The 14,031-nt window shown below is 66.9% G+C and carries 18 protein-coding genes and 2 pseudogenes; 11 read left to right on the top strand and 9 right to left on the bottom strand.

The annotated features are described in order from the left end of the window. Positions 1–193: transposase (locus ACFHPP_RS28570; RefSeq protein ID WP_437166633.1), on the top strand; the 193-nt coding region annotated here is incomplete at its 5' end. A gap of 167 nt (positions 194–360) precedes the next feature. Here the strand turns inward: ACFHPP_RS28570 and ACFHPP_RS28565 are convergent. After that, positions 361–1,566, bottom strand: a complete 1,206-nt coding sequence (locus ACFHPP_RS28565) for an IS701 family transposase (protein ID WP_437166632.1) — start codon at positions 1,564–1,566, stop codon at positions 361–363. A 155-nt stretch (positions 1,567–1,721) separates the two neighbouring features. Here ACFHPP_RS28565 and ACFHPP_RS28560 point away from each other — a divergent pair, with 155 nt between their 5' ends. From ACFHPP_RS28560 to ACFHPP_RS28550, 3 genes are read left to right on the top strand one after another with little or no spacing between them, the layout of a single operon-like run. After that, positions 1,722–3,335 (top strand): flavin monoamine oxidase family protein, encoded by a 1,614-nt coding sequence (locus tag ACFHPP_RS28560; protein WP_437166631.1) that lies wholly within the window; start codon positions 1,722–1,724, stop codon positions 3,333–3,335. Positions 3,336–3,339: 4 nt separating this feature from the next. Beyond that, positions 3,340–3,732 (top strand): c-type cytochrome, encoded by a 393-nt coding sequence (locus ACFHPP_RS28555; RefSeq protein WP_437166630.1) that lies wholly within the window; start codon positions 3,340–3,342, stop codon positions 3,730–3,732. After that, positions 3,729–4,217: a RidA family protein gene (locus ACFHPP_RS28550; protein ID WP_437166629.1), complete on the top strand. Its 489-nt coding sequence runs from the start codon at positions 3,729–3,731 to the stop codon at positions 4,215–4,217. Before ACFHPP_RS28555 ends, ACFHPP_RS28550 begins: the two co-directional genes overlap by 4 nt. A 289-nt stretch (positions 4,218–4,506) precedes the next feature. Here ACFHPP_RS28550 and ACFHPP_RS28545 read toward each other — a convergent pair whose 3' ends face one another. Together ACFHPP_RS28545 and ACFHPP_RS28540 are read right to left on the bottom strand one after the other, a co-directional pair. After that, positions 4,507–5,439 (bottom strand): NAD-dependent epimerase/dehydratase family protein, encoded by a 933-nt coding sequence (locus ACFHPP_RS28545; RefSeq protein WP_437166628.1) that lies wholly within the window; start codon positions 5,437–5,439, stop codon positions 4,507–4,509. A 3-nt stretch (positions 5,440–5,442) separates the two neighbouring features. Continuing rightward, positions 5,443–5,775 carry an SDR family NAD(P)-dependent oxidoreductase gene (locus ACFHPP_RS28540; RefSeq protein WP_437166634.1) on the bottom strand — a complete coding sequence of 111 codons (333 nt, stop codon included), beginning with the start codon at positions 5,773–5,775 and terminating at the stop codon, positions 5,443–5,445. A 14-nt stretch (positions 5,776–5,789) separates the two neighbouring features. On the opposite strand from ACFHPP_RS28540, the pseudogene ACFHPP_RS28535 reads away from it, so the two are divergent. The 4 genes and pseudogenes from ACFHPP_RS28535 to ACFHPP_RS28520 all read left to right on the top strand — a co-directional run. After that, a pseudogene (locus ACFHPP_RS28535) lies at positions 5,790–6,060 on the top strand (IS3 family transposase); the annotation flags it as partial. A 280-nt stretch (positions 6,061–6,340) separates the two neighbouring features. Next, complete coding sequence (locus ACFHPP_RS28530; protein ID WP_437166627.1) at positions 6,341–6,490, top strand: hypothetical protein; 150 nt, start codon at positions 6,341–6,343, stop codon at positions 6,488–6,490. A gap of 121 nt (positions 6,491–6,611) precedes the next feature. Beyond that, positions 6,612–6,878, top strand: a complete 267-nt coding sequence (locus ACFHPP_RS28525; protein ID WP_437166626.1) for a hypothetical protein — start codon at positions 6,612–6,614, stop codon at positions 6,876–6,878. Positions 6,879–7,038: 160 nt separating this feature from the next. Next, entirely contained in the window at positions 7,039–7,257 is a 219-nt protein-coding gene (locus ACFHPP_RS28520) for a hypothetical protein (RefSeq protein WP_437166625.1), read from the top strand. 37 nt (positions 7,258–7,294) lie between these two features. Here ACFHPP_RS28520 and ACFHPP_RS28515 read toward each other — a convergent pair whose 3' ends face one another. Then, complete coding sequence (locus ACFHPP_RS28515; RefSeq protein WP_437166624.1) at positions 7,295–7,528, bottom strand: hypothetical protein; 234 nt, start codon at positions 7,526–7,528, stop codon at positions 7,295–7,297. 376 nt (positions 7,529–7,904) lie between these two features. Between ACFHPP_RS28515 and ACFHPP_RS28510 the strand changes: the two genes are divergently transcribed. Continuing rightward, on the top strand, positions 7,905–8,237 hold the full coding sequence (locus ACFHPP_RS28510) for a DUF1330 domain-containing protein (protein ID WP_437166623.1): 333 nt from the start codon (positions 7,905–7,907) through the stop codon (positions 8,235–8,237). A 515-nt stretch (positions 8,238–8,752) separates the two neighbouring features. Here ACFHPP_RS28510 and ACFHPP_RS28505 read toward each other — a convergent pair. Further along, positions 8,753–9,004, bottom strand: coding sequence for a hypothetical protein (locus ACFHPP_RS28505; protein ID WP_437166622.1), 252 nt, complete (start codon positions 9,002–9,004; stop codon positions 8,753–8,755). A 243-nt stretch (positions 9,005–9,247) separates the two neighbouring features. Here ACFHPP_RS28505 and ACFHPP_RS28500 point away from each other — a divergent pair, with 243 nt between their 5' ends. Continuing rightward, a complete protein-coding gene (locus ACFHPP_RS28500; RefSeq protein WP_437166621.1) occupies positions 9,248–10,813 on the top strand; it encodes an ABC transporter substrate-binding protein in 1,566 nt (521 codons plus the stop codon). A gap of 89 nt (positions 10,814–10,902) precedes the next feature. On the opposite strand, the gene ACFHPP_RS28495 is transcribed toward ACFHPP_RS28500, so the two are convergent. From ACFHPP_RS28495 to ACFHPP_RS28480, 4 genes are all read right to left on the bottom strand, one after another. Next, complete coding sequence (locus ACFHPP_RS28495) at positions 10,903–11,232, bottom strand: hypothetical protein (RefSeq protein ID WP_437166620.1); 330 nt, start codon at positions 11,230–11,232, stop codon at positions 10,903–10,905. A gap of 16 nt (positions 11,233–11,248) precedes the next feature. Next, the gene (locus ACFHPP_RS28490; RefSeq protein ID WP_437166619.1) at positions 11,249–12,466 is read right to left on the bottom strand and encodes an MFS transporter; all 1,218 of its coding nucleotides are present in this window, start codon (positions 12,464–12,466) and stop codon (positions 11,249–11,251) included. Continuing rightward, complete coding sequence (locus tag ACFHPP_RS28485) at positions 12,456–12,848, bottom strand: nuclear transport factor 2 family protein (protein WP_437166618.1); 393 nt, start codon at positions 12,846–12,848, stop codon at positions 12,456–12,458. The genes ACFHPP_RS28490 and ACFHPP_RS28485 overlap by 11 nt, the downstream gene beginning before the upstream one ends. A gap of 129 nt (positions 12,849–12,977) precedes the next feature. Further along, positions 12,978–13,673, bottom strand: coding sequence for a hypothetical protein (locus ACFHPP_RS28480; protein WP_437166617.1), 696 nt, complete (start codon positions 13,671–13,673; stop codon positions 12,978–12,980). Between the two features lie 151 nt (positions 13,674–13,824). On the opposite strand from ACFHPP_RS28480, the pseudogene ACFHPP_RS28475 reads away from it, so the two are divergent. Further along, positions 13,825–14,031 (top strand): annotated as a pseudogene (locus ACFHPP_RS28475) (AI-2E family transporter); the annotation flags it as partial.

Below are 14,031 nucleotides of genomic sequence, written 5' to 3'. Positions count from 1 at the left end.
TCCGTCTACGCGCCGCCGGAAGGTGCCAATCCCGCACGACCCCACGCTCTACCGCCAGCGCCACCGCGTCGAGAACATGTTCGGCAGACTCAAGGACTGGCGTCGCATCGCCATGCGCTACGACCGATGTGCACACACCTTCTTCAGCGCCATCACCCTCGCCGCCACCGTCACCTTTTGGCTCGGGCAATGAGTCCTGACCCTAGCATTACAGTTGCCTTTTCATCTTGAAATGGCAGGTTTGCGCTGCGGCTTGATGCGCCCTTCGCCAGAGCGACCCCGCGATGATGTGTGCGGGTCGAATGCGTCGCTGCGCCAGCCTGACGGCAATGCGTCGGATTTCCTGGATTGACCAGCGGATCAGCGCAGGCGGGACAGCGTCCTCATCCTGCCGGGTGTTTTTTGGGGCGTCGCGGCGTTCGCGCGATGCCGGATGGCAGCCATCATCGCGAAGGCCAGCATGACGAGCGAGACGTGGCGATGCCAACCATGCCACGACCGGGTTTCGTTGTGGTCGAGGCCCAACTCGTTTTTCGCAGCCTCAAAGCTCTCCTCTATGGCCCAGCGGCAGCCCTCGACCTTGACCAAGGTCTCGATGCCGGTGCCGGCCGGACACCAGGTCGAAAAGAACGCCAGTTCCTGATCGGCGATGTTGCGGCGGATCAGCAGCCCGCGCGTCCACAGGCCCGCTTCTGCGACATCGTATTCGTCGGCGTCGAGGTCAGCCAACTCGCAATAGACCCAGTCGTGCTCGCGCGCGCCCTTCGTGCCATCGCCCGCCGACAGCCTCTGCCATCTTAACGGATCGATGGTGCCCGCGATCTGTTGCGCCGTGCCGGCAACCGGCGGCTTGCCGAGCCAGGATCGGAACTGGTGATTGGAATTGACGCCCAGCACGTACCCCTTGCCCGCGCGGCGCAGGGCCATCTCCACATCACCGACGCCGTAGACGCCGTCGGCCGCAACCCAGGCGAAGGGCACGTTGGCCGCAACCGCGCGTTTGATCATGCCAACGGCAAGTCCGGGCTTGGTCGCGAAGCCCGTGGCCTGCGGCACATGGGCCGCCGCCAGCCGCGCCGTGTCATCCGTCCAGGCCTTGGGCAGATACAGCGCCCGGTCGATGAAGGCATGTCCATGCCGCGAGACGAGGGTCGCGAACACGCCAATCTGGCAGTTGGTGATCTTGCCTGCCGAGCCGGTGTATTGCCGCCCCACACCGCAGGAGGCGCGGCCCTGCTTGAGGAAGCCGGTCTCGTCGATCACCAGGACCGCATCATCCGCCGCCAGATGCTCAACGACGTAGTCACGCACAACGTCACGCAAGGCATCCGCATCCCAGCGGCCACGGCCCAGAATGGCCTGCTGACGCCACGGGCCAGGATCACCGGCCGCCTCCGCCCGCATCCATCCGGTCTTGCGCCGCTCATCGCCCAGCAGCCCATCGAGGTACAGCCCTGCCGAAGCGGCTACCCGTTCCTGCGTGAACAGCGGCCGCATCCGCCCCTTGATGTCACGCAGCGAACTCGCCCAAAGCTCCAGCGTCGCCTCTATCGATATGCCAGACATCCATGACCTCCCGAATCATGGTTGCCCATTGATTCAGAAGACGCGGAAATGCGCAACTGTAATGCTAGGCTTCGCCACATCAAACGCCCTTGAGCGTGCCGCCAACCGGCCGCGGCAGCGTTCAACCCTGACGCTTTGGGGGGAGTGGCACCTAGATGCCGAACCAGGATACGGACCAACAAGGCCCGCGCAGCCGTCGCGACCTGCTAGCGATGATCGGTGCAGTCGCCGGCAGCACCGTGATGTATGAGGCGATGACCAACCTGGGCCACGCCCAGGAATCGCCCCATCGCGGCGCACCGCGCCTCGATGGCGATGTGCGCGGTGCGAGCGTCCTCGTGCTCGGCGCCGGCTTGGCCGGCATGGTCGCCGCTATCGAGCTGCGCAAGGCGGGCTACAAGGTGCAGCTCCTGGAGTACCAGAACCGCGCTGGCGGCCGCTGCTGGACACTGCGTGGCGGCGACACCTACACAGAACTTGGCGGTGAGACGCAGCGCTGCGAATTTGACCGCAGCCAGTACCTGAACCCCGGCCCCTGGCGCATCCCCTACAATCACCACGCGGTGCTGGAGCTATGCCGCCGTCACAATGTGGCGCTGGAGCCCTTCATCCAGGTCAACCACAACGCCTGGATCCACAACTCCCGCAGCTTCGAAGGCAAGCCGAAGCGCTACCGCGAGGTGCAGGCCGACTTCATCGGCCAGACCAGCGAGCTGCTCGCCAAGGCGACGCAGCAGGACAAGCTCGATGCCGAAGTAACGCGGGAGGACAAGGAAGCCTTGCTTGCCGCCCTGCGCCGCTGGGGCGCCCTGGATTCCGATTACCGTTACAATGCCAACCTGGTCGCCAGCGACCGCCGCGGCTTTGCCAAGGATCCCGGCGGCGGGTTATCCGCCCGCCCCGAAGCCTCTCAACCGCTGCCGATGAGTGAGCTGATGCGCTCTGGCATGTGGCGCTACCTGGCCAACGGCATGCTCTACGAATTCCAGACCACCATGTTCCAGCCCGCTGGCGGCATGGATGCCATTGCCCAGGCGCTGTTCCGGGAGCTGGGGCCGGAAATCGTCCGCTTCGGTCGCAAGGTCACGGAGATCCGCCAATCCGGCTCCGGCGTCCGCGTGCTGCATGTCGATGCGGCGCAGGGCGGCAACCCGGTGGAGACCACCGCCGACTGGTGCGTGTGCACTCTGCCGCTCACCATTCTCAGCCAGATCGAGATGGATGTCGGCGGCCCGATGCGTGCCGCCATCGACGCCATCCCCTACGACGCTGCCGCCAAGGTCGGGCTGCAGTTCAAGCGCCGCTTCTGGGAACAGGACGAACAGATCTTCGGCGGCATTTCCTACACCGACCTGCCGAACTCGCAGATCTCCTACCCCTCCACCGGCTTCATGTCCCCCGGCAAGGGCGTGCTGCTTGCGGCCTACCCCTACGGCGGCGTCTATGCCTACCAGCTCTCCTCCATGTCGCCAGCCGACCGCATCCGCCACAGCCTGGACTGGGGCAGCCAGATCCACGGTCAGACGTATCGTGACGAGTTCGAGACTGGCATCTCCGTCGCCTGGCATCGCGTGCCCTGGACGCTGGGCTGCGCCGGCACCTGGACCGAGGCCAAGCGCGCCGAGCACTACGACAACCTCTGCGCCATCGACAACCGCCTGGTCCTGGCTGGCGAGCACGCCTCCTATCTTCCGGCCTGGCAGGAAGGCGCAGTGCTGTCCGCCTACGACGCGATCCAGCGCCTGCACGGGCGCGTGGTGGGAGGCTGATGCGATGAACCGGACCTGGGCCTTCATGCTGCTCGCAGCCCTTATCATTCCCGCCGCCGCGCTCGCGCAGTCGCGCGGCTCGCCCTTCGCTGCCACGCCCACCGTGCAATCCACGGACGGGGAGGGGGTGTACCGGGAGGTCTGCCAATCCTGCCATATGCCGCAGGGCCAGGGTGCCGAGGGCGCCGCCGCCTATCCCGCGCTCGCGAACAACACGAACCTCGAGGCGGCGGGCTATCCGCTGATCCTGGTGGTGCAGGGCCAGCGCGCGATGCCTGGCTTCGGGCGCATGCTGACCGACGAGCAGGTGGCGAACGTCGTCACCTACATCCGCACGCATTTCGGCAACGACTATCGTGAACCCGTTACCGCCGAGGAGGCCAAGGCACTACGATGACCCGATTCCTTCTTCTGGCCACCCTCCTCGCCACGCCTGCTTTGGCGCAGGACGTCACGCGCCACCGCATCCCGAACTCGGACTTTCCCATCGCCGCGGCGGTGGAGGTGCCGGCCGGGCTGACCATGGTGCACCTGTCCGGCGCCGTGCCGCCGCGCGCGGACCGCGAGGCGTCCGCCACCAGCCCCACCGCGTGGGGCGGCGACACCCGCGCGCAGACCGCCGGCGTGCTACGCAGCATTGAAGCTTCCCTCCGCCGCCTCGACCTCACCATGGGAGATGTCGTGCGAATGCAGGTCTTCCTGGTCGGTGATCCTGCGCGCGGCGGCCGTATGGATTTCGATGGCTTTATGGAAGCTTACCGCGAGCATTTTGGCACGCCCGCTCAGCCCAATTTGCCGGTCCGCTCCGTTATGCAGGTCGCAGGCTTGGTCAACCCCGGCTGGCTGGTCGAGATCGAGGTGAGTGCAGTGCGCGGCCGCTGACTCAGCATCCCGCGTTGTGTCGCGCTCTCACTGAGTCATCGGGCATGCGTGGTGGAGCGCCAGCAATGAACTGAACGGGTCGAAAGGACCACTTACTACGATCCATCACCGCCACGCGGTCCGCCAGTTCCATCGCATCCTCGTGGTCATGCGCCACCAGGATGATGATCAGGCCTGGTGAGGCGCGGGCGACGCCAGCATTGCAGCGCCGGCCGAGAGCAGGCAGCGGCATGTGGTCATATCGTGTCTCCTTTGCGGGAGGAGCGTTGCAGCCAATCCAGGTAGCCCGTCAGCGCCTCCACCATGCCAAACCGGGCGCGAAACCAAGATCCTGTAAGGCGCGGGAGGTGGCCAGAGGTGGGCGTTCATCCGGGCCATGGAAATCAATTGTCGTAGGCTCATCGGACCGGGCCAGGCGCCAGTCGATCTTTCGACGCAGCGCCAACGCGGCGCACCATTCCGCTACCGACCATATCCAGGGTGAGGACAGGTTGTAAACCGGGGAAGCGGGTGCCTCCGCCAGCAGTAGGCTGACCACGCCCTCCGCAATGTCAGGCGCGTAGATCCAGTCTCGGGCCCCGGGGCGCGGCAGGATGATGGGCCGGCCCTGGCGCGCCGCCTGCATCACCTGGTGCATTGGGCTGAGCGTGTCCCGCAGACCGCTGTCACGCTCGAAGCGGCCGAACACGCCGCCCAGTCGGGCGGCGAAGACCTGCACACCCCGCAACGGCCCGGCTCGCAGCGGCAGGCGCTCCGCGGCCAGCTTGGTGATGCCATAGACGGCGCCGGGCTGCGGCAGGCTCAGGGCCTCGTCCAGCAGGCCCTGCGCGGGTTCCGCGGCGCCATAGACCGAGGCGGAGCTGAGGAAGATCAGGCGCTGCACGCCCTGAGCCGCGGCGGCATCCAGCACATGCAGCGCGCCCATAATGTTGACGGCGGCGGTCGTGGTCACTGCCTCTCCGTCGCGAGTGGACGCGGTGGTGACGGCGGCGCCGTGGACCACGCGATCCGGCCTCTCCCGTGCGAACAGCGCCTGCACCGCGGCAGCATCCCGCAGATCCACGATGTGCCAGGCCACCCGATTATGACCGGGAAGCGCGGCAAGGGCCTCGGAAGGTGGCGCTGCGTGGCCAACGCCCACCACCTCCAGCCCTTGGGCCAGCAGTGCCGAGACGATGCTGAGGCCGACGAAGCCGGTGGCGCCGGTGACGAGGATCTTCATGGCCTAGTAAGCCATCCAGCCGCCATCGACCATCAGGTTGTGCCCGGTGATGTAGGTGGCGTCGTCGCTCGCCAAGAACAGTGCGGCGCTGGCGATGTCACCGGGTCGGCCGAGGCGGGGCATCGGTGTGCGGGACCGCGAGTATTCCAGAGGATCTGACCCGGCACCGCCGAGCGGCTTGCCCGTCAGGATCCGGCCCGGTGCCACGGCGTCGCAGACGATGTTGTCCTCAGCATAGTCCACCGCGACCTGCCGCGTGATGTAGACCGCCGCCGCCTTGCCGGTGCCATAGGCGATCTTGCCCGGCGCGCAGACCATGCCGTGCTGGGAGGAGATGTTGACGATGCGGCTCAGGGCGCGGAAACTGCTTCGACAATGCGATGGTCGAGACGTTCTTCAAGACGCTGAAATCCGAACTCGTCTGGCGCACCGCCTTCGAAACGCGTGCCGACGCAGCCGCCGCCATCGGCGATACATCGATGGCTTCTAAATCCTGTCCGCCGCCATTCCGCCCTCGACTTCACCGGACCGGCGCCGGAACACCAAGAGAGCTCCAGGCCAGGCTCTCCGCCTGCATCGCCGTCATCATCCTGCCGAACGGCTGCCCGATGCTGCTGCTGATCGTCGTCGCCGGCGATCAGACCGCCGCTATCGCCGTCAGCTTCGGGCCAGGACCTCAAAGCTGAACGACGACTTCATCAACGGGCTGTTAGCCGTCAGCCGCCGCTCTGCGACTGCAGCGAGGGCTTTGCCTGATGCCCGACCAGCCCGGCGCGCAGTTCCACGACCACCCGAACATGGTAGCCGGCGGCGCCACGCCACCGCGCCGAGGTGCAGCGTAACGGCCCTGAACCCGGCTTCGGCGAAGAGCGTTGCTTTGCTGCCGAGGAGGAAGCGCCCAATGAGCTACAGCAACATGACCCCCGATCGCACAGACGATCGGCATCGCGACGTTCAGAAGTACCGCCACCCGATGATCTTCCCCGCCATTGCCGGGGCAGCCATCGTCGCCGTTCTGCTGATGTACGTCCTGGAGCGCAGCTTTAATTGAGCCCAGGCGGGAGCGACGCCCGCCCCGTCCAGCATCACTTCCTGCCGTGCGCTACTTCGTCATCGCGGTACCGGAGGCGCAGTGGCAGCGCTCCCTTCTGTCGCGACGTGGAGCTTGATCCATGGCCTCGCAGAACATAGACCCGGCGACCCTGACCCCGAAGGACATGGGCCGGCTGCGCGCAGAGTTGCAGCAGCAGTACCGCATGACGCCGGCCCAGGCGGTGGAGACGGCGGACCTGCTGGCCCATATGGAGGACAGGCTACCCGCCATGGAAACCGCAATGAGCCGGATACTGGCGGACCTTGCGGACATACGGGCGACGCTGCACCGGATAGAAGCGCGAATGGCGACAACGGCAGATGGGAGCCGCGGGCCGTCCGTTTGATGGCCCGCAAGCCTGGTTACGTTCGTGTCCTCAGCAGGAACCGCCGCACGAGGTTGAGGAAATCGGTTTCGGGCCAGGGCTTTGTAATCGCCTCAAGCGGTGCCGCCAGGGGGGACAACGCCGTGCGGACCTCGTGCGCCGCCCCTTTCCGTTCCCGACAATGAAGCGGCCGCTTCCTGGCCTTCCGCAAGCCACCCTCACCGCACCGAGCGCCACCGGCTCTACATCCATCGCGTACACGCAGAACTCGGGTGTGCCGGCGCTGGTGCGGCAGGTGCGGCGCCGGAACTGGTCGACGGAGGAGCGGCTGCGGATCGTCCGGGAGACGCTGGCGCCCGGCGTGCTAAATCAATCACGTCATGCCTTCAATGCGATCTAGCCATCTTGGAAAGGCGCCCAAGGGAACTGGCGGACCGCTACTCGGGCAGACCAGCCAGCAGGAGACCGTCGCGGAACAGCGTGCGATCCTCTGGTCGCGCGAAGCGCGCGACCGCAAGTGCCGAGGTTGTGGTCAGCCCAGGCGAGACGGACTGCGCGTGGTGAACGGCGATTGCGGCATCATTGCACCGTCCGAGATGGCCGAGTGCTGCGATGAGTGCGCGATGCGCCGGCGCAAAATTCGCCTGCTGCCTAAGGGACTGCTGCGCCATCGCTGCAGCGTCCCCCGACCTCCCGCTGAACAGGTGGGAGAACGGGGCCGCCGCGCGTCCGATATGCCATCGGATCCATGGGGCTAAGCCGAAGGGCACGCGCAAAATGTTCGATGGCCGTGGCATGATCTCCTGCAAACGAACGCATCCATCCTGAGAAGGTGAAACCACGTGCAGAGTTCGGATTTGGCAGCAGCCCTCGGTCAATCGCGGGAATTCCGATCTGCGGAGCGCGGCTGAAAAAGCCGAGGGCGTAGCCGCCCATGGTAAGTGCTTCTGGGTCGTCGGCTCCAACTGCGATCGCCCGCTGCGCAAGATCGCGCCCCTCGCCCTCGTCGTCAGGGTTGGCGCTCCACAACTGCGCGAGCCGGAGAGTGTGGCACCACGCAGCGAGGCCGACATCAAGGTCACAGATGGTGCATGGGTCCCGTCTTATGCCGCCGAAGTTCACAAAATTATCGAACGGCACGGCGGGCGCTATCTTTCCCGAAGCGGGAACATCCGAACGCTCGAGGGTTCGCCGAGAGACAGCACGCTGATCGCCTTAGTGGTGTTCCCTTCCATGGATGCAATCGAGCGCTTCGCTGCGGACCCGGACTACAAGCCCTATGGTAAGGCGCGTCAGACGGGAAGCGTCAGCCATTTCGTCGTCATTGACGATACCGACGTCGCCGGTGCGATCCCATATTTAGTGGCGGGGAAGATGTAGCCTGGGGCAGGCGCCCGGATCCAGATCCGCAGGCTCTGCGCCATGGCGGGACTGGTCAGCAACAGACATAGTCCGATCGCGAAGCGCGGCACGAAGCTCATGACAAATCTTCTCCAGTCCAGCCGAAGCTCAAGCAGGTGACCGGTTCTACGGCCAGGATGCCACAGTGCTTCACGAAGCGTATCCATCAGAGCGGAGCATGGGCCGAAAGGCTGGAGCTATCTTCGCCATGTCCATCAGGCGCTCGACGGCTTCGGGTGAGAACGGGAGCGGCTTGCCGGCGGCATCGCAAGTCCCCGTCCGCGGCGGTGACGGCGAGGCAGGCGTGAGCCTTGACCAGGAAGGTGAAGGCCAGGCCGCACGCGATCTTGGGGTTCGGGGTCTTCTAACCCGGCCTGCAGTACGCCGAGGCCACGGTCGGAGCCGGCCTGGGCGGCGGCCATGACGGCGGTGGTGACGGGGGGATTTCCATGCGGACGCCAGATGATCTCGGTCCTTCCATGCTGCCGCGTCAGCTACCGATAGGCTCGTGACGGTGGCTTCCACGTGCCCTGCGAGCGGGCGCGCCAGCCGAAGCGGTGGTCATCCTCCAGCAGGTGCAGGTGGTCATGAAGCCGGTTGCGGCCGAGCCATTCCAGTGCAGCCTCCAGCTCCGCCAGCGACATCGCGCCGCATCCCTTGCCGCCGGTCGCGTGCTTCAGCACCGCGTTGTAGGCGTGGTACAGCCCATTGCCGCGCGGCAGGGCGGTGGCCAGGCCATCCGCCATGTCCGTTGAGCACGCCTACTAGCGCCAGATGCCGGTCGCCATCTGATGGATCGCAGCTGACAGGTCGGTCGCCATCTGATGGATCGCAGCTGACAGGTTGTGTGTCGCTCCCGGGCGCGACGGGCGAAGGAGACCAGCCATGGCGCGCACGCGATCCTGGACTTGCGAACGCCGTCTCCCTCAAGATCACCGCGCGCGCCGCCGGGGTCTCACCAGGGGCCGCTTTCTGCCGGGAGAGCCCTCATGCGAAAGCCTGCCGCAGCCCTCGTTGCCGCCCTGCTCGCCACCACGTCCGCATTCGGACAAACTCTCACCATCGGGCTGACCACCGCGCCGACCGCGCTCGATCCGCATTACCACGCGCACGCTCAGAACAGCGCCACCGCCGCGCATGTCTTCGAGACGCTGTTCCGCCCCGACGCCGCAATGCAGCTGACCCCCGGACTTGCTGTCGCCGCCCGCACGAGCGACGCGGTGACTTGGGAGGTCACCCTGCGTGAGGGCGTGCGGTGGCATGACGGCACGCCCTTCACCGCCGAGGACGTCGCCTTCAGCCTGCGCCGCGCGCCGGATGTACCGAATAGCCCCGGCAGCTACGGCACCTACACACGTGAGATCGCCGCGGTCGAGATCACCGGGCCGCACAGCCTGCGCATCACCGCGCGCGCAACGGCGCCGCTCCTGATGTCGAATCTCGCAAACATCTTCATCGTCTCACGCCGGCACGGCGGCGGCGCGACGACCGACGACTACAACTCCGGCAAGGCAATGGTCGGCACTGGCCCCTATCGTTTCCAGCGCTGGTCTGCCGGCACCGAGATCCACTTCTCCCGTAGCGAGGACCACTGGGCAGAGCGCGAACCGTGGGAGCGCGTGCAGTTCCGCGTCATCGCCAACAACCCTGCCCGCCTCGCCGCCCTTCTCGCCGGCGACGCTGACGTGATCGCGGACGTTCCCTCGACCGATGTCGAGCGGCTGCGCGGCGACCCGCGGTTCCGCGTCCACACCATTGCCTCAAGCCGCTTGGTTTTCCTCGGCATCGACCGGACGGATGAGGCGCTATCCTCCGGCCACATCCGCGCAGTAGACGGCGCTATGCCGCCGCACAGCCCGCTGGCCGACGTCCGCGTCCGCCGCGCCCTCTCCATGGCGTTGGACCGGCGTGCCATCGTCGAGCGGGTCAACGAGGGGCAGGCCGTCATGACGGGCCAGTTCGTGCCCGAAGGCTTCTTTGGCCACTTCCCCGATATTGCGCCGGACACATTTGACCCGCAGGGCGCGCGACGCCTGCTTTCCGAGGCGGGCTGGCCCAACGGCTTCCGTCTCACGCTCGCCACCTCTAACGACCGCATCTTCAATGCACCGCGGATGGTGCAGGCCATTGCGCAGATGTGGTCGCGGATCGGTGTGCAGACCACGGTGGAGCTGATGCCGCATGCAGTCTTCACGCCACGCCGCAACCGGTACGAGATCCCGGTCTTTCTCTCGTCCTGGGGCAACCAGACCGGCGAGCCGCTCTACACGCTGGTGCCGCAACTCGGTACGCGGTCGCGCGAGAGCGGTCTCGGCGCGGCTAACCGCATCCGCTACTCCAACCTTGAACTCGACCGACTGCTCAGCGCGGCATCGGCCGAGCTCGACCGCGAGCGTCTGCTCGGGCTACTGCGTCAGGCAACTGACCTTGCACTTTCCGAGGCGGTCATGCTCCCGCTGTTGCTTCAAGTGAACAACTGGGGCGCGCGCCGCGGACTCGCCGTGCAGCCGCGCATTGACCAGTACACGCTCGCGATGAGCATTCGTCCTGAGTAGGCTCCTCCGGCGTCCAGCCGCCGCCGGCAAGCTGGTCGAGACTGGCACGGGTGCGGCACAGGGCGGCTTCGGCCTCGTGCAGGGCGTCCTCAAGATCGCTGTAGTCGAAGGCCGCGCCCGGGTTCGGGCCGGTGTGGCGGCGCCACCGCTTCGGCCCACGGCGCCAGGTTCCAGAGGCCGAACAGGCGGCGGGTGGCGCGGCCGCTGACCTCGACGGCGGCGCCGTCGCGCAGCAGGGCTTCGAGAATCGCGCCAGCGCTCTTGATCGAGAGGCCGAGCGCCCGGGCGAGGGAGGTGGCGGAGAGCAGCGGCAGCGCGGCCAGCAGGTCGACGGCGGCGGGGGTGCGGGAGTGGCCGCGGTGGCGTGGCGGGCGGCGGTCCAGCCGCGTTCGAGATCGGCGAGCAAGCCAGGGCCGCACATTTGAGGGGGCAGGGTCACGACCTTTGGCGCACTTGCACGGCTCGGAATAAGCCGTACCCGAGCACCATGGCCATGGTCGAAGCCGTCGCGACGTAGAAAGGCGTGGCCGGGTTGCCAATAAGATCCTGCAGGCGTCCAGCAAGTGCGGGCAGAGCCGCAAAGATTGCGAAGTTGCAGGTTTGGAACACGCCCATGCCGACGCCGCGGCTCTCGGGCCGTAGTACCTCGCTTGGCAGCGACAGGAGCACGCCGACCGGCAGTCCCATCATCAGCCCTGCAATCAACAGCGGTGGCGCTGGAGCGATCAGCGGCATGAGCAGCAGGCACAGGCCCCAGCCAAACAGCCCCATCAGCACCAACGCGGTCGCCCGTCCGCCTCGCTGGGCAAGAATTCCACCGGCCTGCACCGATGCGACCACCAGCCACCCTGCCGTCCCAACGACCAGGCCGGCCTGCACGACCGTCATTCCCGAGGTCACCAACAAAATGGGCGAGAAGCCCAGCATGATTGCAAAGGTGCCGTTAAAGGTTCCCCAGATGGTCCCCGCGATGCAGACAAGCCTAAGTTCACGCCTGTTGATTCCGTCACCCATCTTTTTGGTTGATGCGGGGCCACGTCCGTCGTTCGGATGACGGCGGTAAGCCACGAGAAACAGCAGCAGGCTGAGGAGGGCCAAAACGGTGGTGGCGAACATGGCCAAGCGCCACCCGCCACCCCGCGCGACGAGGCCAAGGCTCATCATCGCGAGCCCAATGCCGATCGGAAAGGAATTGATGAAGATCGCCATGGCAAGGACGATCTCGCACCCGGCGAACCAGTCCGTCACCATCTTGGTCATCAGCACGGTCAGCACGATCGCGCCCGCGCCGGAGATCAGCCGGCCAGTGAGCAGGACCGCGTGGCCCTCCGCCAGTCCTGCAAGGATCCCGCCCGCCGCCATGAGGACGAGGCCCAAGGCGACCGTCCGCTTGTCTCCATAGAGTCGTCCGATCAGCGCGCCAGGCAGCGAAAGCGCGATGCCCGGCAGCATGTAGAGTCCGATGAGGGTTCCAAGCGCGGCATAGCTCAGGCCGAGATCCTCGATGATCAGCGGAGCGACCGAGGCGATGGACTGGAACTGGAACCCCATGCTGACCCGTGCGGTGGTCAGCACCGCCAGCGCGAGCCACCGCTGGTCTAGACCTGCGCGCGTCGCGACCGGACCTGTTGGCGGTCGGGCATCATCCACCACCAACCGGCTCCCCAATCTTCCAGTAGGAGTCTTTCTTGACCACCTTGCCGTCACGGAAGTCGTAGAAGTCGCAACCGCGGACTTCGATGCGTGCACCGGTCGCCGCGATGGTGCCGCGGAGCGTCCACTTCGACATCCCGGTGTCGCCAGCCACGTAGTGGGTGTCGTCGCCATAAGCCACGTCAGGAATGCCGGTGAAACGGCTTTGAAGACCCTGCCTGACTGGGCCAAAGCCCTCGTACCGGGCGACCCACGGCTCCGGTCCGCGCGGCATGTCCAACACACAGTCCTCGGCAAAGAAGCTTATGACGCCATCCACGTCGTGAGCGTTGAACGCGGCCAAAATTGCCTTCAGCAGGTCGGTGCTGGGTGCGGGCGGCATTTCGTTGTCCCTCAAGTCAGTGCGAGAGCGCTCCGTGCGGCCAGCCTGCCCTGCTGGCAGCCTCGCATCCAAGCATGATTTGCTGGGTGTTCTGCGGCTCCCGGGCCAATTGTCGAGTTTCGATTGCCTTCACTTGGCTCGATGCGGCTGGCAAATCCTGCCAACCCGAGGATCCCGCGCGGTTTGGCGCTCGGGACCGCAAAGGAGAGCGCTGCGCCGCCGAAGCCCCGTCACACGCCCGTGTCGTCGGCAACCTTGTCTGACGGCTCCGCCTCCGGCGTGTCCCCGTCCCCGGGCTGCGGCGTCCACCCGCCGTCGGCCAGCTGGTCGAGGGGAGCGTCGGGTGCGGCGCATGGCGGCCTCGGCGTCGCGCAGGGCGGCGTCGAGGTCGCTGTAGTCAAAGACCACCCGCGCGACGGGTTCGAGGGGCGCGATCGGCCCGGTGGGCGGCGCGGGCTCGACCTTCAGCGGGATCCGCCGCGGCCGGCCGCGGCCGCGCCCGGGCTCGGGCCGGCGCGGCGGTGCCACGGCGGCGGCCAGCGGCGCCAGGCCGCGCAGGCCGAACAGGCGGCGGGCGGCGCGGCCGGTGACCTGGACGGCGACGCCGTCCTGGACCAGGCGGTCGAGGATGGCGAGCGCGCTCTTGATCGAGATGCCGAGCGCGCCGGCCAGCGAGGTGGCGGAGAGCAGCGGCAGGGCGGCCATCAGGTCGACGGCAGCGGGGGTGCGCGAGCGGCGGCGGTGGCCGGCGGTGGCGCGGCGGGCGGCGGTCCAGCCGCGCTCCAGATCGGCGAGCAGGGCCAGGGCGTCCTCGGCTTCTGTCAATGCTGAGGTCGAATTCCTCAGAAGCGCTGCGGGGACGATGCAGAGGCGTGGAGCAAGCATTGCATCGCCCCAACACCCATGAAACGCGACTGGTGCGGCGGTGTTCGGGTTCACAGGACAGCCGCCGCGCGACCGAAGGACAGCACTTCCCATGCCCAAGCTACTGCCCATCGCGGACCGACGCGTCCGCCCGGCTGGCGTGCCCAAGGATGGCGGGGCGATCGCCCAGGCCGCGCTGGTGGTGGTCGCGGTGCTGTATTTCGCGCGCGAATTACTGGTGCCGCTGGCGCTGGCCGTGCTGCTGTCCTTCGTACTGGCGCCGATCGCTGGTGCGCTGCGCCGCATCGGCATCCCGCGG

The sequence above is a fragment of the Falsiroseomonas sp. E2-1-a20 genome (assembly GCF_051433195.1).
GTDB lineage: Bacteria > Pseudomonadota > Alphaproteobacteria > Acetobacterales > Acetobacteraceae > Falsiroseomonas.
The sequence above is the reverse complement of the archived record's forward strand: the minus strand, read 5'-3'. Positions and strand labels throughout refer to the sequence as shown.